Origin of the sequence: Paenibacillus polysaccharolyticus, from assembly GCF_023714295.1 — a bacterium.
GTDB classification, from domain to species: domain Bacteria; phylum Bacillota; class Bacilli; order Paenibacillales; family Paenibacillaceae; genus Paenibacillus; species Paenibacillus polysaccharolyticus_A.
In genome coordinates this window covers 31760-57937 of record NZ_JAMAUN010000005.1, presented here as the reverse complement: position 1 = coordinate 57937, position 26178 = coordinate 31760, and the positions used below count along the sequence as shown (strand labels likewise).

Here is a 26178-nt window from a genome sequence, read left to right as displayed (position 1 = left end):
TTCCGCCTCCTTCAACCTTTAGGAATGGTGTCCAAGCTGCTCCTTGGTGAATTCGTAAAACGCAAGCGCATCCTCACTGCTCGCAAATCCCGCCTGAGCTATTTTCTCACTGCCGCCACCCTTGCCTTGGTAAGCCCCGAGATTTCCTTTGAAAAACGGTCCGCACGCCCATTCCGGCGGCTGTCCGTTCTGTGCCAGCACAACCTTCGCTTCCGAGATGCTGGCAAACAGCACCAAACCCTCATGCTCTTCCGTAAGTTTGGTAGCAAGGCTTTGCATGTCCTTGAGTGATTTGTCCTCGAAAATCTGGGCAATAACCAGCCCTTCACGTGCCGCAAGCAGTTCCTCTGCATAGTAAGCGTCGTTGGTGGATTTTACAGCATTCAGCTCGCTTTGCAGCTGTTTCTGTTCCTGCTCCATTTTCTCAATACGCTCTAGAAGCTCGTCCCGGCTTGTCTTTAATTTGGTCGTAATGCCGTTCAGCACCTGCTGAATTGCCGTGAATTCGTTCAAAGCTCTCGTACCGCATTTAAAATAAATTCGTGTGTTACTCTTGATCTTCTCCGTTTTCAACAACTTAATGATGCCAATCTCGCCCGTTGCCGCCACATGTGTACCACCGCAAGCATTGTATTCCACACCCTCAATCTCCACGATGCGAATGTCCTCCGTTACCGTTGGTTGCTTCACTAAAGGCAGTCGCGCCGCCTCTTCCGCGGTAACCCAAGATGAGCGAACCGGAGCATTACGAACAATCTGCCGATTCACCTCTTGCTCGACTTCAGCCAGCTGTTCCGGGTCAAGCGTCTCTGTAGCTACATCAATCGTTGCGTAGTCCGTACCCAGGTGAAAACTGAGTGTCATCGCATCCGTCAGTTTTAGTGTAATTGCCGATAACAAATGCTGGCCCGTATGTTGCTGCATGTGGTCAAATCTTCGCTCCCAATCCAGCTCACAGTGCACTTCATCCTGCTCCGGGGCACGCTCCAGCTTATGCCACACTCCACCGTCTTCCAAGTTCACATCCAGAACCGCAATGCCGCCAATCTGTCCCAGATCACACGGTTGTCCGCCTCCATGCGGATAAAATGCCGTCTCGGCGAGCGTAACGAATACGCCATCTTCTTTCGTCACTCGATTGGTAATATGTGTATGCCACTCGCGCGTGTACGCAGCGTCATAGTAAATTTTTTGAGTCATTGAATGGATTCGTTCCCTTCTCGTTCAAGTAAGTTACAACTACTCTCAGATTACACTATTTCCCATAGCTAAAGCCAATATTGCTACTTCAACGTTCATTTTTATGAAAATATAAAAAGACCGCTCTGTAAGCCAAGTCCACAGAGCGGTCTATATTCTATCCAACGTTTAATTTGAAAACGTTGGATATGGATGTTCCTATCGATTACACCGGAACGAAGATGACAGACGAATGCTCGCTTTTGTAGACACCAAGAACAAAGCAGACAGAAAGAACCTGGAGAAGCATAGCGTTCGCATTTATCACCGGATTGTTCCCATAAGGGAATCAATCAACATAATCCGGGGATAAGGGCGATCGTAAGGTTTTCTGGCTGTGACGTTCCCGTGTGTCTACTCTCTACTCCCTTCAAGCCATAAAAAGACCGCTCTGTAAGCCAAGCCCACAGAGCGGTCTATATTCTATCCAACGTTTAATTTGAAAACGTTGGATATGGGAGTTCCTATCGATTACACCGGAACGGAGATGACAGACTAATGCTGGAGAAGCGGAGCGTTCGCCTTTATAACCCGATTTTCCCCTAAGGAAAAACTTCAATAAAATCGGGGGATAACAGCGATCGAAAGCATAGTCAGTCATCGGAGTGGTCAAGTGTAATCTAAGGCCACGCCATATCTTTTTTCACATTAAACCAAGTTCCAGAAGAGAACGGTATTCGCCACCGTCACCATCGTAAACAGCAACGTATTCACAAATGCCGCGAGCCATACATTGTTCGTTTTTTCAAACAACTTGCGTGCGTATACGGCAGCGATGATCAGACATGGCACCAGTGCGAACAACAGAATGCCGTTCAGCGCTTGAGTTGGATACAGCGCCACACCTGTCATAAAGTCTTTGCCATACTGTGCCAGCATCCACAATACCAGTCCGCCAACATTCAGTACAATCGCAAGGAACATCCCCCCGCGTTTGCCGCGTGTATTGGCGTTCAGAGCAACGGCACTCACAAAGTAATAGATCAGGAACAGTGGTGCATAACGCAGTGCAGTCACGAAATGTGCCTGTTCAAACGTACGTACCGCAAATGTCCAGATTCGGAAGTCGGTTCCGAAGATCGCCTGTACTGCGAACAATAGTGCATAGCCGATAACAATAGCTAGTACGGCTGTCACAAGGCTTGCAATAATGGTTCCAACGTTAAGGCTAATGCCGTAATCACTGAAACGAGTGCCTGCATCCTTTTTGGAGAAATAGTGGAATGCAAAGGTCACCAGAATCATAATCAACGCCGATACCAACGCCCAGTATACGATCTGGTTCGTCGTTGGTTCATTGAAATAGGTGCCTGTAACGACTATTTTACTCGCATAGTTAAACACAATCCACATCACCAGGGATACAATGACGAGCAGCACGCTGCCTACGCCCATGTTTTTCATCCGGCGGCTTGCCGCATAATTATTCTTTTTGCTTCCAGCCAAGATAAATCCAATGACTGCACCAAGCACACTTACGATCAACAAGATCAGAGCAATGACACGCAATACATTCAATCCGTCTGCCGATTTATCCATTAGCGTTGGGAAAAGAATAGCCGGAATCAGCGTGCTGAACGCAATCGCAAGCCAGTAGATCGTTTTTTGCTTGCCGCTTACCGCAGCGGAAACTGTTGCGATCTCGTTGCTAACCGCTTTACGCAGCAATGGCAGTCTGAGTAGCAACGTAATCAACGGTACAATCATAAGGAAGAAACCGATCAAGGCTACAAAGTTAAAGGCTTCCTTCGCCCACCAGATCTGATTTCCCGATCCCAGATTCACATTCGTCTGGTTCGGTGACGTTACCCCATTGAAAGCATGTGCGTAAAAGTCGATCAGATGTCCCGTAGTTGTTGGCGAGAAATGGTTCCACGGGTGAGTCTGATTCGGTGTGAACATGATGTGCTCGCCCGTTTGCGAAGGACGTACCACTTTTCCATCAACTATCAGGTCACCGGACTGAACTTCCGTGAATTTGTCCGTTTCCGCTTTTGGCGCATCTGCTGCCAGTCCAAGGAATGCTTTCCCCGAGATGGTAGCGGCAAAATCTTTGCGCATTACGGTACCTTTGATCTCTTTTTCAGCGGCTGTCTTCTCTTCGTCGGATTTATTGAAGAAAAACTCGTCATATTTACCCGCAATCATCCCTACTGTACGGCTTCCAAAAGCTGCTTGCAGCTGATCTTGCGGAGCCACGGCTGCCGCATACGAATAATCCGCGCCTACAGAGATTCCTGTATAGATCATGCGGTGACCAGTTTGCAATGCAGTCATCTCATCCATGTACATGGAGAGCAGTGTCGAGAATCCGCCCATGGAGTGACCGCTCACAGCAACATATGCGTTACCTTTATCATCTTTTTTGGTGAAATCCTGATCATAGATATATTTAGCTGCATCGAATTGAGAATAAATCCAGAACGTGCCGAACATATCTTTCACCGGAATAGGAGCACTCCAGCGGGAATCCCCGTGATCATACATATCGAGTGCGAGCACGATGTAACCACGTCTGGACATCTCAATGGCAGGAGCATCCTGCATTTCTTTCGTGTTCAAATAACCATGCGTTGTAATGATGACCGGTCTTTTGTCATCAGCACCCGCGCCTTTCGGCATGTACAGCAGACCCGACAGCGTTCCGTGGTCAGCCTGGAATTTGATCTCTTTAACCTTGACGGAATAGAAGGATGTGTTGAACATGCCGGCAAACAAGCTGCCGAAAATGACCAGAACGAGTGATAAAACCAGCAACCCCTGCGGTTTTTTCAAGAATGATGTGACTGTTCTCATTGGTTGGCTCCTTTAGTAATATAAAATGCGATATAAGTTGAACTAAAGATGTTTACACATGCACTTCGATGACAGAATAACCTTCCGATCGCTGTTATCCCCAGATTTTTTGATTCCCTTTTAAAAAGGGAAAACCCGGTGATAAAGGCGAACGCTTCGCTTCTTCAGGTTTTTTCTATCCTCTCCGTTATTGTGTAATTTAATAGTTCAAATTATATAGATAAATAGATATCACTATGCATACGCTTCCGTTCATAAAATGAGGGAAAACAGCATGTCATAATGCAGTTAACAATACAAGCCAACAATAAATCTAAATTTAATTATTCAAATTCGATGTAAATGAGTACATGTAAATATTGACTCACTATGGCCTAAAAAAGGCACACATAACGACGCCGGACTCCGGCGCCGTCACCTGTGTCAATTCGGTTTGTATAGTTCTGTATAATCTATATCGTCATTCAAACTATTTTAATGAATTCTATCTTACTTCAAAGACTCGGACAGTTCGGTGAAAATAACACCCAGCGCATACGCGCCAGCATCCGGATATCCCAGGCTGCGGTCACCGACCGTACCTGCGCGTCCCATACGTGCTACGATATCTTCCGTTTTCTTCGCACCTTCTACCGCTGCGGCTGCACCTTTGGCAAACACAGCTTTGAAGTCATCGCCAGACTCTGCACTTTGCGTCCAGGCATCTGCACATGGGACGAGTGCGTCGATCAGTGTTTTATCCCCTACAACCGCACCGCGTCCGAAGGAACGCTCACCTGTTGATTGAATGCCTTGTACCGCTGCCTGCATCATTTCAGCAAACTCAGCGACATTCAATTGTTGCTTCTCGCCAACTGCTTTGCCCGCTGCACGGAATGCCGAACCCCAGATTGGGCCGGATGCTCCGCCGCAATACTCCATGATGACGAGAGAGCATGCATCGAGGAATGAACCGATATCTTTTTTCTCTTCGTTAATGATGGTGTTCCACTCGCGCTTCAATTGACGGAAGCCTTTAGCTACGCTCATCCCGAAGTCACCGTCACCTGCATGCGAATCCAGTTCGCAGAACGGCACTTCGTTCTTGATGATGATCTCACCCATTTTATCGATCAGGTAAACCATGTTATCCAGTGAAAACTGATTGTTTTCAACAACAGCTGCTGATGCAACCGTCTGCACCTCATAGGATACTGGAGCATCTTCCGTCACAACTGCTTCGAGCGCTTCAGAGTAAGCAACTTGTGCCACTGGAGGGCCAGACACTTTAAATGCAGGTGTGTCGCTTTCCTTAAACAACAAGGTTTTCAATTCCTCATCCAGCTTCAGAATCGTTACCGATGCACCCGCCATGTCAATACTGGTCATGTAGTTGCCTACAAATGTCGTCGCTACGTTAAGACCTGCATGTCCTGCAAGCTCACGTTGAACTGAATTGTTGAGCAAGTACAGTTCTTGCAGAGGTGTCGCACCAAAACCGTTCACAAGCACAGCGATCTCGGCAGACGCATCCTGATCCAGCTTCATATCTTTGAGCAATGCGGACACCATACGTCCTGCAAGCTCATCTGCAGAGACGATTTTTTCACGACGAATACCCGGCTCACCATGGATACCTACCCCGAACTCCATCTCGTCTTCCGCGATTTCGAAAGTTGGTGTTCCCTTGGCAGGAACCGTACAAGACGTGAATCCAAAACCGATACTGCGCACGTTCTGCGCCGCTTTCTCGGCAACAGCCTTCACTTCTTCCAGGCTAAGTCCTTCTTCCGCTGCTGCGCCGGCAATTTTATGAACCAGAACCGTTCCAGCCACGCCGCGGCGTCCTACCGTATACAAGCTGTCTTGCACAGCAATGTCATCTTCCACACGTACATATTGCACGTTGATGCCATCTTCTTCAGCCAGATGCGCTGCGTTTTTGAAGTTCATCATGTCGCCGCTGTAGTTTTTGATGATAAGCAGTGTACCTTTATTGCTTGCCGTTGCTTTGATCGCTTGATATACCTGGATTTGGGAAGGGGATGCGAATACATCTCCGCATACCGCTGCATCCAGCATACCTTTACCGACATAACCAGCATGTGCTGGCTCGTGACCGCTACCGCCGCCGCTAATCAGGCTGACTTTATCCGCCTGAATCTCTCTGCGTTTGATCACTTTATATTTTTTCAGGAATTCCAGCTCCGGGTGCGCAAGCGCAATCCCGTTGCACATTTCCATGACAACATGTTCAGCTTGGTTGATGATTTTTTTCATTTATTTTGCCTCCTGGCGTGCTTTGTACTCCCGTCCGATTCGGTCAGCTGCTGCAATCGCTGCGGCTACTTCAGGAACAGTAATCGGGAATGGCATCGCGTGGATAGATTCCTCTGGAATGCACGCAATCTCTGCTACTTTCAACAATTCTTCTTGTGTAATGGTTTCTACGCCGATATCTGCCAGACTTACAGGCAATCCTACGGAAAGACAGAAATCCATCACTTGGTGTAATTCTTCGGTCGGTGCATTTTCAAGAACGAGCTGCGCAATCGTACCGAAGGACACTTTTTCACCGTGGAAATAGTGGTGTGTGCCTTCCAGAACCGTCAGACCATTGTGGATCGCGTGAGCTGCAGCCAAACCGCCGCTTTCGAATCCAAGACCGGACAGCAAGATGTTCGTTTCTACGATGTTTTCCAGGGCTTGAGTTACCACATTGCTGTCACTCGCTACTTTTGCTTTAGCGCCGTCCGTCAGCAACATTTCGTAACACAATTTAGCAAGTGCCAGTGCTGCATTCGTTCCTACAGCAGAAGGTGTGTACCCTTCACGGGAACCCATTGGCAGACTTGCATTCACACGGGAGTAAGATTTTGCTGTTGCTCTTGCCTCGAAATAAGTTGACAACGCATCTCCCATACCGGATACGAGGAAACGTGTTGGTGCATTCGCAATAACCGTTGTATCTACGAGCACCACGCTAGGGCTTTGTTTGAAGTATGCATAATCGTCAAAAGAACCTTCTGGTGTGTACAATACTGCCGAGTGGCTTGTCGGTGCGTCTGTTGCTGCAATCGTTGGGCAGATGATTAATGCATCACCTTCAGCAACACATTTTGCAGCATCAATGGCTTTACCACCACCGAGACCGATCGTGCACGTACAGCCTTTTTCTTTCGCAATTTCTTGCAAACGAGCAACTTCCTCACGTGAACATTCGCCTCTAAAACCGCTTTCAACAAACGTGATATTGAATTTTTCTGCTGTTGCATCCAGCTTGGCTTTGACACGCTGTACATCGTCCGGGTGTGCAATCAACAATGCAGAATCTCCGAAGGATTTTACGAAATAACCCAGGTTCAACAATTCGTCTTCGCCTTGCACGTATTTGGTTGGGCTGATAAATGCTTTTCTCATAATATGATATGCCTCCTAAAAGTAGATTCGATAGAATGTTTTGCGCAGCAACGCTTGTCCTTCTTGACTTGAATTCAGAGGTTAAGGTGCCTCGCTCCGTGTTACATCAAATTTTAATTGTTGCAATTGACCTAAATATAACGCAGAAGCAAGAGGTTTACAGTGGACTTTGATAACAAATTATTATAATTTGCAATCGTAATTTTTTGCTTTTTCACATAATCGTGGTATGTTATTGTCATGAGATGGGTGAATTTTGACCTCCCATGTTCCATTACCCGTCCTGTTCACGTCTTAATATGTACAACTTTCAACTTTTTAACGACTCTCCGATCGATGAATTCGGTCTGCCACGGAGGTTTTTCACATGATCAAAGAATATCTGCACATCAATAAAATACTGGATCTGGACAAGTGGAAGCGCCTTCAGGATTCCCTCGCCACCGTCACCAAACTTGCTATTCTTACCGTTGATTATAAAGGTATACCCGTGACCAGCCACAGCAGCTGTCAGGCTTTCTGCCAGAACGTTCGCAAAGACCCTGAGCTTCTTCCCTACTGCCAAAAATGTGATTCTCGCGGCGGTTTGGAAGCTGTCCGCCTTAACGAACCTTACGTTTATCTATGTCATTTCAATATCATTGATATTGCGATTCCGATTACGATTGACGGAAAATATATTGGCGCGGTCATGGCCGGACAAGTCAAACTGGCCGATCCCGAGAAGGGAAGCGATCTGGAGCAGATCGTGACGTCCAAAAACGTACCGATGCATGATGCGAAAATGAAGGAGCTGCAGGCAGATTACGACCAATTACCTGTCATGACGTATGAGGAGATCGTGAAGATTTCCAATATGTTATCCCTGCTCTGCAACTATATTGTCGAGGAAGCGCTGAACAAAAACTTGCTGGTGGAGATGTTCGAGAAAGCTTCAGGCAATCAGGAGTCCGTCAACTTGTCCACCATCCTGCCAGGGTATTCAATCCGCAACATCGAATCGATCAAAAAGGAAATGACCAATGCCATTGCGGACGCTTATCTCAAAAATAGTCCAAGTGATACGGAGAGTCTCAATCCGGTACTCCAGCCTGCTTTTGAATATATCCATAGCCATAAGAGCGAACAAGTGTCTCTTAAACAAGCAGCCGATCTGTGCCACCTGAGTCCAAGTTATTTCAGTAGACTGTTTGCCAAGGAGACGGGTGAAAACTTCACCACCTATCTCGCCAAGCTCAAAATCAAGTGGGCCAAGCAACTGCTGGAGGTCACAGACATGCCCGTTTCACAGATCAGCGATGAGCTGGGATTTAATGAATCGGGGTATTTTATTAAAATATTTAAAAAGTTCGAGGAAATCACACCTGCCCTCTATCGTAAATATATTCAGGAGAGCTGATTAACCTGTGATATGTTTTTCATATCAATCATGCGCTTAATAGATATTTCACCTAATTATCTGCACTTGCTACAATGGAGTCCAGATGAGTAAGGAGGCATGACAAATGGAATATCGCAAATTGGGAAACAGCGGTTTAACCGTCAGTGAGATTTCGCTGGGCAACTGGATTACACATGGATCACAAGTTGATGATCCAACAGCACAAGCTTGTGTCCAAGCTGCATTGGAGGAAGGTATTACGACATTTGATACGGCAGACGTATATTCGGATACCAAGGCGGAAACTGTGTTGGGACAGGCTCTCAAGGGAGTACCAAGAGAGAGTATTGAACTATGCACCAAAGTCTGTCATCCAACCGGCTCAGGTCACAATAACAGAGGACTTTCCCGCAAACATATTATGGAAGCCTGCAGTGCTTCATTACAACGATTGCAAACAGATTATATCGATGTCTATTACGCTCACCGCTATGATACACACACTCCACTGGAAGAGACATTCCTTGCGTTTGCTGATCTTGTTCGTCAAGGCAAGGTTCATTATATTGGGGTTAGTGAATGGACAGCTGCTCAGATTGAGCAAGGCTCCGCACTAGCTAAAGAGTTGCGTGTACCTTTCATCGCAAGTCAGCCGCAGTATTCGATGTTATGGCGTGTAATTGAGCAAGAAGTTGTGCCCGCAAGTGTACAGGCAGGTCTGGGACAGATTACATGGTCTCCACTCGCTCAAGGCATACTATCGGGTAAATACCTTCCGTATGAAGCAGTGCCGCCCGGATCACGAGCAGCAGCCCAAGCAGGGAAACCCTTCTTCAACAAGCTCGCCGGTCGTTGGTTACACGATGATGTGCTGACTGCTGTACAACAGCTTCTTCCTCTAGCGAAGGAACTAGGTTTGACTCTTCCTCAACTCGCTGTTGCCTGGGTTCTTCATCATCCCTACGTCAGCTCAGTGATTATTGGGGCATCCAGGCCAGGACAAGTACTGGAAAATGTGAAAGCTTCCGGTGTGAAACTGGATCAGGATATCCTCACTCGAATTGATGAAATATTAGGAAAATGGATTGAGAGAAATCCTGTCCTGACGGGTTAATATAGTTTAGTCGCTCTTGTCCATGTGTATAAAGCGGGTGACCACACCCTGATTCATGTCCGTCCGCCATGCCATGTATAAGGGCACGGAGGGCGGTTTTTCTATTAAAGATAAAAATACCACACCTCTGCGCTGAAACACCTCCACCGAAGAAGGAACAATGGAAACTCCCATGCCTGCAGCAACGAGGTTCACAATCGTATACATCTGGATTGCTTCCTGCGTAATTCGCGGTTCTACCCCATGCTCCCTGCAATACTCCCGAACGAGACGATGAAATGGTGAGCCCAAATGGCTAGGGAACAAAATAAAATCCTCTTCCGCCAAGTCAGTAATCGACACTTGAATCTGCTCTGCCAAAGGGTGATCGTCTGGAACCACCACCATTAACGTTTCTTCCTGGAAGATCCGGAAAGACACATTTGGCGTATGCTCCTGATATCGTAAAAATCCAATATGGATCTGTCCATCTTGCAGTGCCTGCAGCTGTTCAGAAGATGTCATCTCACGCAGTGTAATTTCGATCTGTGGGTACGCTGCTCGAAATCGCCTTAGCATATCGACCATCATACTGCCTGAAGCCGAATCCACAAAAGCTACCGTTATATGACCAACGATGCCTTGGTCAACCTTCTGTGTGAGATGGATAGATCGTTCAAGCTGAGCCAAAATTAGTCTTGCCTGATCTAGAAATACGGCTCCCGCAGGTGTTAGCCTAACCATCTTTTTCGTACGTTCCAACAGCTTAACACCTAGTTCTTCTTCTAGATTTTGGATCTGTTGACTCAGCGGAGGCTGAGTCATATTTAATCTTTCGGCCGCACGATGGAAATGAAGTTCCTCCGCCACGGCGATAAAGTAGCGTAACTTTCGAATATCCATTACACCTGATACACCTCCCCTCTCCCCGTTACTTCATCTGCTCCTCCACCCAGATGGCAGACTCGGCATGCATCGTCATGAGTGCACAGAAATCGGACTCGATTTCTACTAAAGGAACATCGTCTCCACTGTCATGTACGAGCATTAGCACTTTGCCAGAAGATTCATCCAGAACAGCCATACTGCCCTCACCAAATCCGCCGATTGGAAAAAGCTTCAGCCCGTCAGGCAGGTCGTATTCCTTCTCGTACTCTCGATATGCATCCAGAAACTCGGGATACGCCCAATCCAGCTCTTTGACTGAATACAAAGCGGGGTCACCAAAGTTGCACGCCCCGAATTCTAGTAGCAGCGCACGGTACGCCGCAGGCAGCTTCACTTGGTACTTTTGCTCAAAATTGTCGATGTCCTGCTCGGTTTCAGGTTTACTGCCACTCCCCATCGATGTTCCATATGCCTGCACCAACAAATCCCGAATCGGGTCTAGCTCTACGAATTTCATCTGTTTTGCAACTCTCCGTCCAGCCAAGTTAGTGCATCTCGTAGCTTCTCCTGCGGCACCGTATCGTATCGATCCCCTGTCGACATTTCGAATGAGCAGCTGTTGCCTCCGGTTTTGTTCAGATAAGATGTAATCGCGATATCAAACTGCTGCGCCATCTGCACAAGCAGTGGTTCAACCTCCGAAGCGGCAAGTGCAAAGTGAATGTGAAACATATTGGAAACGGGAATTTCAGGGATCGTGCGAATCCCATAGCATGCATTGAACAGTGAGGCCAGTTCCTTGGCCTGCTCGTAATAATGTCCCATTTTGCCAACACGTTCGTTGTAATAATACCGGGAGCTGAGAATATACGGATACAGGCCAATCAAGTCGCCGCCATGCCGCCGTTTCCAAACCTTGGATTCCTGCATGATGTCCGTATCCCCAGCAAGAATAGCTCCTGCAATGCCGCCAATACCTTTGTAAAAAGAGATGTATACACTATCAAACAAACCGCAGATCTCCGCTGGTGTTTTCTCGTAATAAGGCGTGATCTCAAACAGGCGCGCTCCGTCCAGATGCAGCTTGATCCCTTGCTCACGGCAGTACGCCGAGATCGCTTCCAGTTCCTCATAAGCCGGCAGTTGCCCGCCAATCTCACGTTGTGGCAATTCAAGTAACAAACAGGCGTAGTTCTCCTTAATTGCTTTCACATCGCTGAGAGTAATCAATCGATCCGCTTTGCCAAGCAAAATGCTTTCGATCTGATGCAGCTCCTTTAGCCCATCTTCTTCATGAATCTCCAGATGAGACAGCGGATGATACGCCACTCGCTTGATACCTGCCCGGTCACACCAGATGCGAAGGGCAATCTGCTGCGCCATCGTGCCGCTTGGGAAAAACACCGCCGATTCCTTCCCTAGCACATCTGCCATCTCCTGTTGAAACTCATCAATGATTGAGCCATTCCCGTAGTGGTCACTAAACGTTTCTCCATCCACCTGTTCCAGCGCTTCCTGCAGCACTTTCACTTTGCGGCTGCCGTGCCCGCCTACAATGTACGCCGCCTGACCGAATGCGTCGGCAAGCGTGAATTTGTTATTAACCAAAATCAACCTCTCCTTTACTGTTCCGGTATCGTCATAATCTCCACTAGAGCTTGAAGCGCGTTAGAACGATGTTCACCATGAGCATAAACAAATCCTACTTCCAGACGAGAATACGGGTCAGGCAATGATACAATCTGCACCTCACCTCTGGATGCCGCTTGAACCACCGAAGAACGGGGCAATAAGGACACGCCTAACCCGGAAGTAACGCCGTTAATAATGGTATCGAGTGTCCCATATTCCATGACATTTAATGAATCAACCCCTTGGGTTTTCAAAAAATCCTCCGCCTGAGCTCTGTGCGTGCATCCAACCTCAAAAAATAACATCGGCTTGCTGAGCAGTGTTGACATGTCATGTTCGTCCGGTTTAACGATGAGCACCAGTTCATCGTCATACATTTTTATATAATTCAGCTTCTCATGTTTGACCGGGCCATACACCAAAGCGCCATGTAATTCATGGGCTATAACCTTCTGATTCAGCTCATGTGTACCACCAGTGACAAGGGAATAACGTACCTTCGGATAACATGCGCAGTACTCGGCCAGAAGCGGTGTCAGAAAACGAGAAGCCGCAGTCTCAATCGAACCCAAACGAAGATTTCCTGTCGGTGGACTTCCTTCCTGTGCGGCCTGCTCTGCTTCATCTAATAATTCCAATATTCGATCTGCGTATCCCAGCAGGTTCTCCCCTGCCGGAGTGAGCAGCATCCCCCGATTGGAGCGATGAAACAACGGCACTTGAAGCTGATCTTCCAATTGTTTGATTCGTGTGGTCACGTTGGACTGAACATAATTAAGTGCGGTGGCGGCTTTAGTGATACTGCCTTCGCGGGCAACCGCCTGGAATATTTTCAAATCCCCTGCATCCATTTTCTTCTCACCTGCTTGTCTTTATATCAGAGCATTCCGCCCTATTGAGATGTCGTACATCAAGCTAAACACTCTTCATTTCTTCACGTATTCTTATCTATCATTATTCCTGATACTGACCTTCATTTCTGTTTATTTTACGTGTTTCCATCTCACCTGTACAATGACTCCGTAATGAGTCGTCCATCTACTCTATAAGAGCACTAAGCACGATGACAGAGTAACTATATTATACAGGGAGGTAACATCCATGAACGTATCCAAAACGATGAATGCAATCATCCATTCAGGTCATCGCGGCCTTGAAGGTCTTCAATATTCAACCTGTCCAACACCTGAAGCAGGCCCCGGACAAGTCGTTGTAGAGCTGAGCGCTGCTGGACTGAATCACCGGGATCTCTTCATTATGTCAGATCGTACGCCTCAAGACACTCCGCTTATTCCCGGATCGGACGGGGCAGGCATTGTGGTAGAAGTTGGCGAAGACGTGCAACATATCTCCATAGGCCAAGAAGTCATCATTCATCCGACGCTCGGCTGGGAGCATACCGCAGAAGTGCCTGTCGTTCCAGGTATAGTCGGCGGCCCTTCGCATGGAACACTAGCGCAATATATTACACTGCCTGCCAGCAATGTGTTGCCCAAACCTGAACATCTCTCCTGGCTTGAAGCTGGTGTATTGTCTCTTTCTGCACTGACGGCGTATCGTGCGCTGTTCACTCGCGGGGGGCTGAAAGCAGGCGAACATCTTCTGATTCCCGGAATCGGAGGTGGTGTCGCAACGTATGCTCTTCTTATGGCTTTAGCTGCGGGAGCAAAGGTCACCGTAACATCTAGAAGTGAGGTTAAACGAGCTGAGGCATTACGTCTCGGGGCTCATCAAGCTTTGGACAGTCATGCGGATTGGAATGACACGATGAATTCTGATGAGCCTGTAGACATCATTCTGGACAGTATAGGACAAGCCATGTTTCCTAAATACGATAAGATCATCCGACCCGGCGGCCGCATCGTCATGTTTGGCGCAAGTTCTGGCGATGACTTACATCTGCCGATTCGTTCGATCTTTTTTCCACAGATCAGCTTGATCGGTACTTCTATGGGCAGCCGTGAGGAGTTTGTACAGATGCTGGATTGGGTAGATAAACATAAGATCCGCCCTGTAATAGACAGCATCTATCCACTGCATAATACGGCACAGGCGTTTGAACGGTTGGAAAACGGCGAGCAGTTCGGCAATATCGCGATTACGATGCACTAAACAACGACCTTTTTACCATGAACTTTCCCCTTATCAATGATAGACTAATGCTTAGACATGGTCATCAGATAGGGGGATTTGTTTTTGACTCGTTTTCTTAAACGTTACATGAAACGCACTATCATTGTACTGATTGTATTTTTGCTGGCTGCTCAGATCCCTCTGGTGAAGGAATTACTGGCTAGAGGGGCTACAACTTTATACGTAGCTGTCAAATATCCAGATCAAACGATCACATTTGAACGCTTTGAATATGAGCCGCACTTTGGGGACTATATCATTTCTTATCAGACTCAAAAGTCAGATGCGCTACATCTCACATTAGCACCAAAAATGCTACCCATTTTCGTAAAATATGATCCATGGAGTGAGCCTATATTAAACTAAACGGAACGGGCACCATCTTATTCATTCAATCCACTTCATCATTCAGGAGGCACTAGCAATGTCCAATCATGAACATCTCGTTGTATTAGTTCACAAAATCATGAATGCAGAAGGAACTGAGCAGGAGTTAGATGATATGTTAACAGATGTGCAACAGGCATTGCCTTATGCGGAGGTTAGTAATCTGATTTTCTGGGATGAACGTGAGTTAACTGCGGAGCAGATTGTAGAAGAAGCGCTTCAAGCACGTCCAATACAGCTCCCGCCCCAATCTTGAACTTATTCAGGAGGTGAATGATATACATGTCTAATGAAGATAAAGAAATACATTATGCAATTGGAGCTCATCATTTCGATTCAGCGACTTCAGAGGAAAAACAGGAAGCGCTTCGTCAGATCATCGAATTACATGATGCAGAAATAACTCGGCAAGTCCTTGCTCTTGGTATGAATACACAGGAAGAAGATCTGGTGCGTATTGAAGCTTGGCGCGCTCTGGGTATGGCGGAAGCTTCCCCCCTTTTGCATAACATTCGTGAAGCAGCAGGACTGCTGGTACGTAATCCGGAAGAAGACGAGGACGTTCAGATTTATGCTTTAATGGCGTTAGCCCTGCTCCCCGTTACCGAAGCTGAAATTCAGCTGGCTCTGGATGTCATTCAGTCGGATGCCTACATTCTGGTGCAGAGTGCCGCTTTCGATATTGTAAAAGCAAACAAACACCGGCCGCATACTGTGCTGGCGCTGGAATCACTGCAAACGCATCCTGAGTTCGGTACTGCGGCAGTACGGGAACTTCAATCTATCTCGGGACGTGATCATTAATGAGTTTGAACGATAAACAGCAGTCACCAAAACAAGCTGATGAACATTTAACAGAGGAAACGACTCAGGCGGTACATCTTACTCAAGGCGAGATTCATGCCATTCAGAAGGCACTTCTTTTTCTCAAATTCGAATGTGAAGAGACTTCATCTTTGTTGTATGCAGGCAGTCCCTTAATCAATAGTGCTCTTAGCAAACTGAGAGAGGCAGACATTCACGGCGATTTTTCCAAACAGTTTCACTCTCGCCCTAGTCCCCATGCAGAAGCGTTTATGCGCGATAAGCTGGAACGCTCTTATAGCGAAGAGCATGTTCCACATGAACGGACAGAAGCACAGCTGAATGACATCTGGCAGAGTTGCATGTTCCCCTTTCCCGTGGAGCTATACAAGCGGGGGCTTGATCCCATATAACTTAAAGTCCTTCCCCTGTGGAAGGGCACCCTACGTTAGTTGTTTATGAACTAGGTATTTCTGTGTTAAATGCTTCTGCATTAAGTGTTTCTGTGTTTTGGTTACCCATCTTGATGTTTTCTACAGAAACGTACATACGCCAGCCGCCAACGTTCTCGGCGATCTAATGATATAAAGTTTAAATTCTTTCATTTCGGTCCACTATTGAAGCAAATTACAGGTATAATGTAGAAAACTTGGTTGATTACATACAGGAGGGGAATTATGGAAACGGAAGGTTTACGGGGCGTCGAGCAGCTTGCTCTGAAGAAACACAAAATCTACAAGCAAAGTTTGTTGCGATACCTGTCACGCTCCATGCTAGCCAGTATGTTCATCGGCTTCGGGGTCATCGTGGCTTTTAAGACGGGCAATTTCTTCTATATGGAGAATTCCCCGTTCACATACCCTATGGCAGCCATTACGTTCGGTGCGGCAATTATTCTGATTGCCTATGGCGGCGGTGACTTGTTTACAGGCAATACGTTCTATTACACCTATGCGGCATTACGCAAAAAACTGCGCTGGTTTGAAGTGGTTAAGCTGTGGATTGCGAGCTACAGTGGAAACTTGATGGGCGCGGCGGTATTTGCCCTGTTGATTTATCTTACGGGACTGTTCGATTCGGCACAGGTGAACGGTTTCCTACTCAGTGTAGTCGAGCACAAAATGGAAGCTCCAGCGATGCAACTCTTTTTCCGCGGAATCCTCTGTAACTGGCTCGTGTGTCTGGCGTTCTTTGTGCCGATGTTTATGAAAGAGAATGGCGCCAAAATGTTTGCCATGATGCTTTTTGTATTTTGTTTTTTCATCTCGGGATATGAGCACAGCATTGCGAATATGTGTACGTTTGCGATTGCGCTTGTGTTAAACCACCCGGGCACGATCTCATTCGGTGGTGTGATTCACAACCTGGTGCCTGTGACGCTAGGCAATCTGGTGGGCGGCGTACTGCTGATGGGCTTTATGTATTATGCGGTGAACAAACCTTTCCTGGACGATGAAGAGGCACATTAATTATCGAAAAAAGGTCCTCCTTACTGCCCAGTCTAACGACAGCGGCCCATGGTAAGAGGGAAACCCAAAACCCCCGGTGGTATCTCTTCTACTCTGGAGATACCACCGGGGGTTTTACTTTACCTGCTGTCCATCCGGAGATAAAGCCGCCGCTCCAGGTTGTTCGATCATCCAAGTTTCCTGTATAGATTGCTTCATGATCTACTCATATAACAGATGCTTCACCCTGAATTAGGCCCCTGCTCGTTTCATCTCCAGATGAAGCAACGGAAAAGGATTACCTGAACTGTCCAGTTCGGATCGTCCTGTCTGTACAAATCCCATCTTCGCATAAAACCGGGTTGCATCCTCATTCTGCTCATTCACATCTACTCTAAGCTCAGTGCCCTTCATTTTCATCGTTTGATGAACCAGAAATCGCCCAACGCCTTGTCCCTGAAAATACTCGTCTACAAACAACATCTCAATAAAGCTATTGTCCAGACCGATGAAGCCAATCGGCTCTTGCTCGGTATCCAGCACTTCCCAGACCTCGACTTGTTTGAATTCCAAAGCTTCACCGACCATCTTTTTATAAAACAGAATGTGATGCTCCTCCAGAAATGTATGTGTTGCTCGAACAGCACGCTCCCAGATAGCTACTAACTTGGCGTGATCCTGCTCCCGATAAGGTACCATTAACATATCTTATGCACTCTCCTCTGCTGAAAACATAATGTAGCGCAGAATCCCATCCGTACTTACTCATGTACCATTCGTATGTACCTTGATTCCTGCGTATATCTTAACATATTCTGTCATCCTCAACATCTGCAAACAACAGCATTATATAGCCAATCCAATCCATAGATTACACCGCTTCTTTTCTCATTAAAAAATGGTATGACCAATAGGCCGCCCCAAGTGAGGCGGCCTATAATTATTCGAGCACATCCATGCTATATATATCTTTATTGCTGAAGCTGTGCGAGAATCTGCGGATCTTTGATTCTCTTGTCCTCAGCCAGCAGTACGATTTTGGACAAAATCTCAGCGGTTCTTGGATCTTCATCCAGGAATGGCAGGAAGATTCTTCCCCGGTGCTGGCTATGCACAGGCACGATATACATTGCACCAGTGGCCTGCTTGAAGACATTACCGCTTCCCAAATGAACGGCATATTCCCCCAGCTCACCATCGATTCGTGCGTAATTGCCGTCCAAACGCACATTATCCAGCTTGAGCAAACGCAAAGACTCATTCACAATAACATGTCGCATCTCTATGGTTGTAAGACTTGCCTCTGGGTCCACACCGCCAACGTGGGCAATGCTAACTACCAGATCAATATCACGCATGACCTCTGAGAAGAACACCTGTGGTACATCCTTCAATTCTACAGGTTTATACGTGCGACGATCATAGAATTGAACGGTCTCCAGCGTAGGTGCCTCTGTATCTGCTGGAGAGAACCAGTCCGCCATCGCATAGAGATTAGCGATCAAGTTATGCTCATAACTCACCTTTTGCAATCCCTCTTCATAACTTACCGTCCATTGACGGCTTTTCAACAAACTTACCGTTTTATTCGGCTGAATCTGATATCCTGCGTAGCGACGAGAGACCGTACCTTGAGCAAGTTCATCTTCATTCGGCAGGTAAAATTCGCGGAAAACCTGTTTAAACGGCTGACGCTCCTGACGAGTAAAGAGATCGCGCTGGAATTCACTCCACTTGCCACTCTCATACAAATGTAGCGGATGTGCAATCAGCAACTGATCTTCTTCCTTCAATGTATAGGCAACTCCCTCTGCGACCGGGGCTAGCAAACCACCGGATGCAACATCAAATCTTCCAAGCTGCTCACCTGACTTGAAGATCAACGTCCTGAGTAGCGGATGAATGACCGGATTAAGCATCAGACTTGCAATCTCCTGACGTGTGAAGGCTGTGCCTGCGACCATGGAGCGCTCCAGTTCCTGTCTAGCCCGTCGATACTGATCGACCAGATCGGATTTTAGCTCCTTCAACTCTGCAATATATCCGTCCTTTTTGAGACGAGCAGGAACGGACTTCAGCACTTTGCCTTTACTAACAATGACGAGATCAGCCTGCCCCTCCTCATCAATGACGAGTTGAGCCGTCGTATCGTCATCCAGTGCATGCGGTTCGAAATACGATTTCACCTCATCCAGCTTACGCGCTTCCATATCCCACATGAGACGTGTTACATCAGCATAACCCGCGTTCCGCGCAAGGTTACCAAGCGCAATCTGTGAAGCTAATCCTTCACTCGCGCGCCGCTGCGCCCCGAACTGCTTGCTCTGCAACTGAAACTTCTGGATAAAGTCGTAACGCTCTCTTACATCCCGATCCCGTTCCTCTGCCAGCGGAATCAGACTATAGGTCAGTAAGTGATCCTTATTCCGCTTGTCTGCTACCGAATCATACATGTCCTTCAGACTGAGTTTGCCAAGGGCTGCATCTGCGAACAATTGTGATCTGCGATGGTTGGCTCCGCCCGAGATGTACTTCGCACAATCGTACAACAGGTTGAATCGCTCTTCTCCAACCTCAGCGTAAGCCTCTTCAAACCAGGCGATATCAAAGGCCCCATCATTAAAGTCCTGCGGCGTAATTGGGGAGTAATGCGCAACAATTGTTTCCTTCTCCGCACTGAATTGTTCATTAATGTGAGCATGGAAGTACCAAGCCGCACTACGAAGCCCCTTCCAGCCTAGATGTTTCGCCACAAGTTCCATCCATTGCGGTGCATACATGGCGGCTTCCAGCAGCTTTTTCTCCTTAACCGGATACTTCTGCAGCAATTCCGCCAGCAACTGTTCATCTTCCCCAGCCCGTGGATGACAGTGCTTAATCAGATAACTGAACATTTCTTTACGCGTTGTATTCCCTTCACCATAACTATAAATATACCCACGAACAAACGTATCCTGATCCATGGCAGCAACCAGATGCACCCAATGTTCCATGCCTTCAATGCGTTCCAGTTTCATAGCCAGATTACTCACTTCAGTAGATAGTTCCCCCCGGGTCAGTTCAATCTCCAGAATGCGATTGACCACCGTATCGCGCAGTTGAATCAGCTTTGGATCATCTTTGATCCGCTCTGTGCGAGCCGAGGTCATGTCACGGATGAACAGATAACGGAACGGTCCAACCATCAGTTGACGGTAAATCTCCTGATTATCAATCAGCTCTAATTGGTAGGCTCGCAGGAAATCGTCAAGTGACAGGAGAGACAACGGATGGTAAGGCTCTACCAGATGAGAGAATTGATAGGCTGTCTGGAAATATCGCTTAAAGCTCGCGTCGTCATACACGGCATTCCGGACAATATATTTCCACGGTTCAGTCAGAATCTGAAGCATTCCCATTTCCTTCTCCATATGCTCTGCAGGCATACTTAAAATAATGGAACCCCATGCCTTCTCTGCAATCTCGAAGATTTCAGCTGAATCACGATCCAGAAATGCAGCCGAGATCAATGCATGAACCTGATCTTTATATGGCAGTGTGCCCATCATCTCGTGCAGCTTCACTATCTCATTCAATGGATAGGTCTGTTCAGCAAATGTTTTGCGCCAACCCTCTAGTAATGGCATCTTTCTTAATTTGTCGTAATCATACTGCTCGCGATAAAAAGAGTAATGTTCATCCAATGTGCCATTCAGCTTGCCTAACTGCAGTTCGACATATAGCTGTAACAGTTCAATACTGCTCAGACCGTTTTGCTCGAAATATTGCTTCCACACTTCATCCAGCGGAAACTGATCCAGTTGTTTCATTTTCGACCGATCGCCATAAGGAACCTTGGAACGAAGGCTGGTTCCGACTAACAGGGTATCTTTGTAACCTGCATAGTACTCCACCACATATTCATGATCCCTGTGCTCATGAACCAGTTCATTTAATCCTTTCATGAAGGCACTGATCTTATCCAGTGATATATTAAATATATCCTTCGGTTTGTTGCCAGAAAGGTCACGTTCTTCATCGAGCAGCGTTTGCCGTTGATTCGGGTCAAATAGACCATAGCCATTGGAGGCCGTATAACGACTTCCTTCATTAAACAGTTTGTCGAGCAGCTTCTGTTCCTTGGCTGTAGGCTTCTCTAGTTCCTCTGCGAATGGCTTGAGCTGTTCCAGTTGCTCTGCACGTGCCGTATCCGTTTTAATCTCCGTTAACAGTTCAAGTGCACCCAGACGTTGCAGCTCATTCTTCGTTTTTAGTAATCGTTGAACTGAATCTTTCAACTTCTCAACAGGTTGCAACAACAGGGCTTGAATCACCTTTTGCCGGAGTGATCCCGTTTTGAGTTTTAACAGTACTTCCATCTGCTGTAGCTCATCTTCGGTTAGTACCAACTTTTTCACTTTTTGCAATGCACTCTCACGGTTACTCATGCTTTTGTCAGACAAACTTTCAAACACAAACTGGCGCTGCACCTCGTTATCAGGCTCTTGCACAAAATGCGACAGTAGCTCTCCGCGCATTTCGGGGCTTAATCGATCCTTGAGAGCAATAATCTCAGCAATCCAGTCCGCATCCATATCATAAGCAGCCAAATACAACATTTTTTTGATGACGTCATCACGATCGATCTGATAGTGCACAAAATCCAGCACACCTGAAGGCCCGCCTGCACCGCCCTTAGGAATGAAATCCAGCATCTGTTTGAATTGATCAAAATCATGGCGGCGTGCCTGTTTATCTTCAAGCACATCCCAGCGAGGCACATAGACACTGCGTTGGTGCTCCCCCTCTTCAAAGCTCCAATTGTGCGAATACGCCGCCGTATAATTTTTCACAACCCAGTGGATCAGTTCCGGATGCTGAACACCCAGATGATTACGCGCCATAGCAAGACGAAGCCCCAGGTACTGGCTGTTAGCCAGAACGTACTGAGCTACGATCTTCTGGTACATCTCACCCTGTTCCATGATCTCTGTAATCTTAGGTTGCAGGTCATTCTCTTCAATGACCGCCGTGGCCCACAGACTGATGTATAGTTTATTAGCATTTTTCTCCTGTCTCCACGCCTCACGAATATCCTCATGTACTAGCGCTTCGTAGACCTGTTCAAGTAATTGTGTTGCCACACGCTGGTTGGCCGCTTCAATCCCGATCCCTGTCCATACGCCCAATGCTCTGACGACAGAGCTGAACCGTATCAGATTGTTGTCCAGAATGATTTTTAATATGTAAATATACGCTTCTAACGTGCCTTCGTCCATTCGTTCCACAATGCTCTGGCGAAGTCCTTCCTGCAGTCTGGCTGCAATCAAGAGTTCACCCACCATGTGATAGGCTTCGGCCTGTTCACTCATAAAAATGCCTTTAATCATCTCGTTTGTCAGTAACGCAGCCTGATTATCCCCATAGATAATATCGTGCAGTGCCTGCTTGACTTCAAGGTTCGAATGATCCAGTTCATAGGCAATACAGTCCGGCAATACCGCACGGAACTCATGCTGATGAAGCATGTTTGGCTCACGAATGGTTAAATACTCGTTCAAACTAAACCCTCTTGCCTCCATCCGGAATAAACCAAGCAACTTGCGCATCACATGAACAACATGTTGTCTTGGATCGGCGGTCCGGAAAGGTCTGCGCTCATAGCTTGTACTATATGGATACAGCGTCGCACCTTCAGCAATATAGCGGAATCTGGCAACAAACCCGTCAGAGGCCAAGTGCTCAAGCACCTCAAGGATCGGCTGGAATAATGGCTGTTGCTTCTCGATCGCAAGGTTGATAAGTTGTCTTTCTATATTAAAATAGTCTTCTTCATCCCCACGCAAGTAAGTTGATTCTGCCAACGTTATCACATATTTCGCTACGTCCAGCTTTGCCTCTGTAAGCGTAGCTGCTCTCTCCTGTAATCCCTCAATATACGCCTGTACCTGATCTTCCTGATTCATCCTGTTCTCCTCCTTGTCATACTACTTCTGCTCCCCTTACCACAGACGTCCGGCCAGCATCGTGAAGCGGATAAAGGTCACATGAGCTCCATCCTCTATGTTCAGTGGTTGATCCAAATCTTCCAATTCTTCATCATTCAGAAATACTTTGTACATTCCGTCTTCATAAGCAAGTATCGCGGCTTCCTTCGCCTCTCCAAGATCAGGAACGCCCTCGCCATGTATTGTGCCAAAACCCACTTTTCCCGTAGCACCCTGCGCGTCGATGTCTTGAGGCATCAGATAAGCAAGCATCCCCGCTGCGTCCTTCCTCTCTCGAAAAGCTTGCACCTGTTGTTCAACCATGTTCTCGATAAGCAGTCGAAGTGTACTTGTTGTTTCCGGAAGTTCAGCGGCTTGTTTCGCAAGAGCCGGTTTGCGTTTGCCCAGACTTTTCACTGTAATCCATAATTTCAATGCATCGTGTCTCCTTTCATAACTTCATGCATAGCTTCATTCATAACTCCACCCACAAAAAACCAATTTATTACAAATAGCTAAATCCCATTCAATCAAGAGTTAATACCCGAGAGCAATAGATTTCAAAACAGAAAAAATACGTACATATGTACCCCTAATAAACATCATAACGAAATTGCTCACCTCTTTCATGGGCCAATATTCATGTTTCCATCGAACCAGCGAACTAGGGCGTGTCTTGAAACCCACTGAAGTGCACGTTTTACCCCCTTTTCGCCCCCTGTTACGTCACTTCCCCTTGACGTGCCCCGGCACGCCGTTGCACATATAACGCAAAAAGCTGCTACACCCCACGAAACATCATGAGATGTGCAGCTATTCCATATTTAAATAGTAAGTAAATATAATGTATCAGACCAGTCGCAAAGGCTGAATTTTCACGGCCGCTGTCTTGAATCCAGGCATTCGGCAGAAGGGATCCAGATCAGGCCTCGTTGCCCGGTTCACATTTTGGATTCCGCCCCAGTGCATGGGCACAAACAGCGTATCCTCGCGGATGGATGCCTTGATTCGCGAACGGACAGTGAAGCTTCCGTAGGCCGACTGGACCTCTACCCACTCTCCGTCACGGATGCGATGGCGAGCTGCCGTTGACGGGTGCAGTTCCACAAAGTTCTCTAACTCACGAGCAGCAAGTGCTGGGCTTCTGCGTGTTTGCACACCTGTTAGATAATGAGCGAGAATACGCCCATTCGTTAGAATCAAGGGAAAAGCTTCCGAAACATCATCCCACCCTAGACTGGCTCCCGGAGTAAACGTAGCTTTTCCGTCGACATGAGCAAATCGTTCATGAAACAACATTCCCTCGCCCTGCTCATCTAAAGAAGGACAAGGCCAGTACACTCCTTGTTCATTTCTCAGTCGTTCATAGGTGATTCCATAGTAATCCGCTACTCCGCCACGACTCGCAATTCGCAATTCATTGAAGATATCCTCAGCCTTCGCATATTGGAACAACGAACCTTTGCCCAGCTTCTCGGCAATGCGGCACAAAATGTCCCAATCGTCTAACGTTTCTCCAGGTGCAGACCTTCCTTGTTCCCGCAGGAGAACACGCCCTTCGAGATTAGTGAGTGTGCCTTCATTTTCCATATAAGCGGTTACGGGCAGTACAAGATCGGCCAATCTGGCCGTTTCAGACAGAAACATATCGGCTACGACGAGAAAATCAAGCTTTCGTAAACCTTCCTCTACCAAGCTTACATTCGGATTTGAAACGATCGGATTAGAACCCATCACAAGCAATGCGCGAATGTCCTGCTCATAGATACGTTCCATCATCTCATAAGCTGATACACCTTTGCCTGGCAAAAGAGTAGGGTCTACTCCCCAGACAGATGCTATATATGCACGGTCTTCCTCACTTTCAATAGAACGGTATCCTGGTAGCTGATCTGCCTTCTGTCCGTGCTCCCGTCCCCCCTGTCCATTTCCTTGTCCGGTAATTGCGCCATATCCGCAACCTGTTCTGCCGATCTTTCCGGTTGCCAGCACCATATTCAGAAAATGCCGGACAGCCATGTGTCCATCCGTCTGTTGTTCCACCCCGCGTGCCGTCATAATCATGCCAGTATGTGCTTCGCCATAAGCCATTGCCGCCTGACGGATCAAGTCCAGTTCGACCCCACATGCTTTTGCGGCCTGCTCAAGATTGAGACTTTCCATCTCCTGCACAAGCTGTTCATATCCGGTCGTACGTTTCTGAACAAAGCTGGAATCAGCCAAGCCCGCATCCATAATTACCTTCAGCATCGCATCGGCCAGCAGTGCATCCTTACCCGGCTTCACTTGGAGGTGAAGATCAGCAATGGCTGCCGTTGCTGTCTTACGAGGATCAATCACAATAATAAACGTTCCATTTTCCTTCGCTTCATTAAAATACGGTAAGAGCGTTGGCTGACACTCAGCTACATTCGTTCCTGCCAGTATGATACATGCTGCTTTAGGGATGTCCGAAAGCGGAAACGTTAATCCACGATCCATTCCGAAAACTTTGCTACCGGCAGAAGCTGCTGCTGACATGCAGAAGCGGCCGTTATAGTCGATGTACTTGCTGCCGAGTGCTACGCGGGTAAATTTTCCAAGCAGATATGCGGTTTCATTGGTCAACGATCCTCCGCCGTATACGCCTACGGTATCAGAACCATACGTCGTTTGTAGCTGTTGCAACCGATCAGCAATCGTCTGCATTGCTTCATCCCATGAGCACGGCTCCAATTCTCCCTGACGGCGAATGAGCGGATACATCAAACGCTCGGAACTGAACACTTGCTGATGAGCATTCATCCCTTTCACGCACAGGCGGCCCTGCGAAGCCTTATTGGGCATGCCTTGAACCATATACTCCGCTACTTTCTGACCTGCAACGGGAGCGGCAAGCTCTTCTACGGACATTTTGCATTGCACACTGCAATAAGGACATTGGGTCTCTTTTACATATAACCTCGACTTCGCTTGGTCTGTATTTACCGCGTCCATCATCATGCTCTCCTGCCTTTCCGGGTTATTCATGTA

The 26178-nt window shown here is 47.2% G+C and carries 20 protein-coding genes; 8 read left to right on the top strand and 12 right to left on the bottom strand.

The features are described from left to right. Nucleotides 1-18: 18 nt before the first annotated feature. The 4 genes from M3629_RS14575 to M3629_RS14560 all read right to left on the bottom strand — a co-directional run bounded on the left by M3629_RS14575 (nucleotide 19) and on the right by M3629_RS14560 (nucleotide 7434). A complete protein-coding gene (locus M3629_RS14575; protein WP_251507564.1) occupies nucleotides 19-1200 on the bottom strand; it encodes an alanyl-tRNA editing protein in 1182 nt (393 codons plus the stop codon). Nucleotides 1201-1887: 687 nt separating this feature from the next. After that, the gene (locus M3629_RS14570) at nucleotides 1888-4035 is read right to left on the bottom strand and encodes an alpha/beta hydrolase family protein (protein WP_251507562.1); all 2148 of its coding nucleotides are present in this window, start codon (nucleotides 4033-4035) and stop codon (nucleotides 1888-1890) included. Between the two features lie 489 nt (nucleotides 4036-4524). Then, a complete protein-coding gene (gene dhaK / locus M3629_RS14565) occupies nucleotides 4525-6294 on the bottom strand; it encodes a dihydroxyacetone kinase subunit DhaK (protein ID WP_251507560.1) in 1770 nt (589 codons plus the stop codon). After that, nucleotides 6295-7434 carry a glycerol dehydrogenase gene (locus tag M3629_RS14560; protein ID WP_090917434.1) on the bottom strand — a complete coding sequence of 380 codons (1140 nt, stop codon included), beginning with the start codon at nucleotides 7432-7434 and terminating at the stop codon, nucleotides 6295-6297. A 367-nt stretch (nucleotides 7435-7801) separates the two neighbouring features. Here M3629_RS14560 and M3629_RS14555 point away from each other — a divergent pair, with 367 nt between their 5' ends. Together M3629_RS14555 and M3629_RS14550 are read left to right on the top strand one after the other, a co-directional pair. Continuing rightward, nucleotides 7802-8833, top strand: a complete 1032-nt coding sequence (locus M3629_RS14555; RefSeq protein ID WP_251507558.1) for a PocR ligand-binding domain-containing protein — start codon at nucleotides 7802-7804, stop codon at nucleotides 8831-8833. Nucleotides 8834-8939: 106 nt separating this feature from the next. Then, nucleotides 8940-9929 (top strand): aldo/keto reductase family protein, encoded by a 990-nt coding sequence (locus tag M3629_RS14550; RefSeq protein ID WP_251507556.1) that lies wholly within the window; start codon nucleotides 8940-8942, stop codon nucleotides 9927-9929. 6 nt (nucleotides 9930-9935) lie between these two features. On the opposite strand, the gene M3629_RS14545 is transcribed toward M3629_RS14550, so the two are convergent. From M3629_RS14545 to M3629_RS14530, 4 genes are read right to left on the bottom strand one after another with little or no spacing between them, the layout of a single operon-like run. Next, entirely contained in the window at nucleotides 9936-10811 is an 876-nt protein-coding gene (locus tag M3629_RS14545; RefSeq protein ID WP_251507555.1) for a LysR family transcriptional regulator, read from the bottom strand. Between the two features lie 28 nt (nucleotides 10812-10839). Continuing rightward, nucleotides 10840-11313: an SMI1/KNR4 family protein gene (locus M3629_RS14540; protein ID WP_251507553.1), complete on the bottom strand. Its 474-nt coding sequence runs from the start codon at nucleotides 11311-11313 to the stop codon at nucleotides 10840-10842. Next, nucleotides 11310-12404 carry a threonine aldolase family protein gene (locus tag M3629_RS14535; protein WP_251507551.1) on the bottom strand — a complete coding sequence of 365 codons (1095 nt, stop codon included), beginning with the start codon at nucleotides 12402-12404 and terminating at the stop codon, nucleotides 11310-11312. Before M3629_RS14535 ends, M3629_RS14540 begins: the two co-directional genes overlap by 4 nt. A gap of 14 nt (nucleotides 12405-12418) precedes the next feature. Then, nucleotides 12419-13279: a LysR family transcriptional regulator gene (locus tag M3629_RS14530; RefSeq protein WP_251507549.1), complete on the bottom strand. Its 861-nt coding sequence runs from the start codon at nucleotides 13277-13279 to the stop codon at nucleotides 12419-12421. A gap of 268 nt (nucleotides 13280-13547) precedes the next feature. On the opposite strand from M3629_RS14530, the gene M3629_RS14525 reads away from it, so the two are divergent. The 6 genes from M3629_RS14525 (at nucleotide 13548) to M3629_RS14500 (ending at nucleotide 17221) form a co-directional block, all read left to right on the top strand. After that, a complete protein-coding gene (locus tag M3629_RS14525; RefSeq protein ID WP_251508120.1) occupies nucleotides 13548-14540 on the top strand; it encodes a zinc-binding dehydrogenase in 993 nt (330 codons plus the stop codon). Nucleotides 14541-14624: 84 nt separating this feature from the next. Then, complete coding sequence (locus M3629_RS14520) at nucleotides 14625-14927, top strand: hypothetical protein (protein ID WP_251507546.1); 303 nt, start codon at nucleotides 14625-14627, stop codon at nucleotides 14925-14927. A 58-nt stretch (nucleotides 14928-14985) separates the two neighbouring features. After that, nucleotides 14986-15204, top strand: a complete 219-nt coding sequence (locus tag M3629_RS14515; protein WP_251507544.1) for a hypothetical protein — start codon at nucleotides 14986-14988, stop codon at nucleotides 15202-15204. A gap of 26 nt (nucleotides 15205-15230) precedes the next feature. Continuing rightward, the gene (locus M3629_RS14510) at nucleotides 15231-15752 is read left to right on the top strand and encodes a hypothetical protein (protein WP_251507543.1); all 522 of its coding nucleotides are present in this window, start codon (nucleotides 15231-15233) and stop codon (nucleotides 15750-15752) included. Then, nucleotides 15752-16165 (top strand): hypothetical protein, encoded by a 414-nt coding sequence (locus tag M3629_RS14505; protein WP_251507542.1) that lies wholly within the window; start codon nucleotides 15752-15754, stop codon nucleotides 16163-16165. Before M3629_RS14510 ends, M3629_RS14505 begins: the two co-directional genes overlap by 1 nt. Nucleotides 16166-16429: 264 nt before the next feature. Further along, a complete protein-coding gene (locus M3629_RS14500; protein WP_090917411.1) occupies nucleotides 16430-17221 on the top strand; it encodes a formate/nitrite transporter family protein in 792 nt (263 codons plus the stop codon). A gap of 231 nt (nucleotides 17222-17452) precedes the next feature. On the opposite strand, the gene M3629_RS14495 is transcribed toward M3629_RS14500, so the two are convergent. The 4 genes from M3629_RS14495 to nasC all read right to left on the bottom strand — a co-directional run bounded on the left by M3629_RS14495 (nucleotide 17453) and on the right by nasC (nucleotide 26148). Continuing rightward, nucleotides 17453-17905 (bottom strand): GNAT family N-acetyltransferase, encoded by a 453-nt coding sequence (locus tag M3629_RS14495; RefSeq protein WP_251507541.1) that lies wholly within the window; start codon nucleotides 17903-17905, stop codon nucleotides 17453-17455. A 266-nt stretch (nucleotides 17906-18171) separates the two neighbouring features. Continuing rightward, complete coding sequence (locus M3629_RS14490) at nucleotides 18172-23145, bottom strand: DUF5724 domain-containing protein (protein WP_251507539.1); 4974 nt, start codon at nucleotides 23143-23145, stop codon at nucleotides 18172-18174. A gap of 36 nt (nucleotides 23146-23181) precedes the next feature. Then, entirely contained in the window at nucleotides 23182-23601 is a 420-nt protein-coding gene (locus tag M3629_RS14485) for a hypothetical protein (protein ID WP_154891135.1), read from the bottom strand. Nucleotides 23602-24015: 414 nt separating this feature from the next. Further along, nucleotides 24016-26148, bottom strand: coding sequence for an assimilatory nitrate reductase catalytic subunit NasC (gene nasC, locus M3629_RS14480; RefSeq protein ID WP_373323222.1), 2133 nt, complete (start codon nucleotides 26146-26148; stop codon nucleotides 24016-24018). Between the last annotated feature and the right edge of the window lie 30 nt (nucleotides 26149-26178).

Bases quoted from the DNA above. Each gene is read 5' to 3' on its own strand.
- M3629_RS14575 (WP_251507564.1), bottom strand. From the start codon at position 1,200: ATGACTCAAAAAATTTACTATGACGCTGCGTACACGCGCGAGTGGCAT.
- M3629_RS14570 (WP_251507562.1), bottom strand. From the start codon at position 4,035: ATGAGAACAGTCACATCATTCTTGAAAAAACCGCAGGGGTTGCTGGTT.
- dhaK (WP_251507560.1), bottom strand. From the start codon at position 6,294: ATGAAAAAAATCATCAACCAAGCTGAACATGTTGTCATGGAAATGTGC.
- M3629_RS14560 (WP_090917434.1), bottom strand. From the start codon at position 7,434: ATGAGAAAAGCATTTATCAGCCCAACCAAATACGTGCAAGGCGAAGAC.
- M3629_RS14555 (WP_251507558.1), top strand. From the start codon at position 7,802: ATGATCAAAGAATATCTGCACATCAATAAAATACTGGATCTGGACAAG.
- M3629_RS14550 (WP_251507556.1), top strand. From the start codon at position 8,940: ATGGAATATCGCAAATTGGGAAACAGCGGTTTAACCGTCAGTGAGATT.
- M3629_RS14545 (WP_251507555.1), bottom strand. From the start codon at position 10,811: ATGGATATTCGAAAGTTACGCTACTTTATCGCCGTGGCGGAGGAACTT.
- M3629_RS14540 (WP_251507553.1), bottom strand. From the start codon at position 11,313: ATGAAATTCGTAGAGCTAGACCCGATTCGGGATTTGTTGGTGCAGGCA.
- M3629_RS14530 (WP_251507549.1), bottom strand. From the start codon at position 13,279: ATGGATGCAGGGGATTTGAAAATATTCCAGGCGGTTGCCCGCGAAGGC.
- M3629_RS14525 (WP_251508120.1), top strand. From the start codon at position 13,548: ATGAATGCAATCATCCATTCAGGTCATCGCGGCCTTGAAGGTCTTCAA.
- M3629_RS14515 (WP_251507544.1), top strand. From the start codon at position 14,986: ATGTCCAATCATGAACATCTCGTTGTATTAGTTCACAAAATCATGAAT.
- M3629_RS14510 (WP_251507543.1), top strand. From the start codon at position 15,231: ATGTCTAATGAAGATAAAGAAATACATTATGCAATTGGAGCTCATCAT.
- M3629_RS14505 (WP_251507542.1), top strand. From the start codon at position 15,752: ATGAGTTTGAACGATAAACAGCAGTCACCAAAACAAGCTGATGAACAT.
- M3629_RS14500 (WP_090917411.1), top strand. From the start codon at position 16,430: ATGGAAACGGAAGGTTTACGGGGCGTCGAGCAGCTTGCTCTGAAGAAA.
- M3629_RS14495 (WP_251507541.1), bottom strand. From the start codon at position 17,905: ATGTTAATGGTACCTTATCGGGAGCAGGATCACGCCAAGTTAGTAGCT.
- M3629_RS14490 (WP_251507539.1), bottom strand. From the start codon at position 23,145: ATGAATCAGGAAGATCAGGTACAGGCGTATATTGAGGGATTACAGGAG.
- nasC (WP_373323222.1), bottom strand. From the start codon at position 26,148: ATGATGATGGACGCGGTAAATACAGACCAAGCGAAGTCGAGGTTATAT.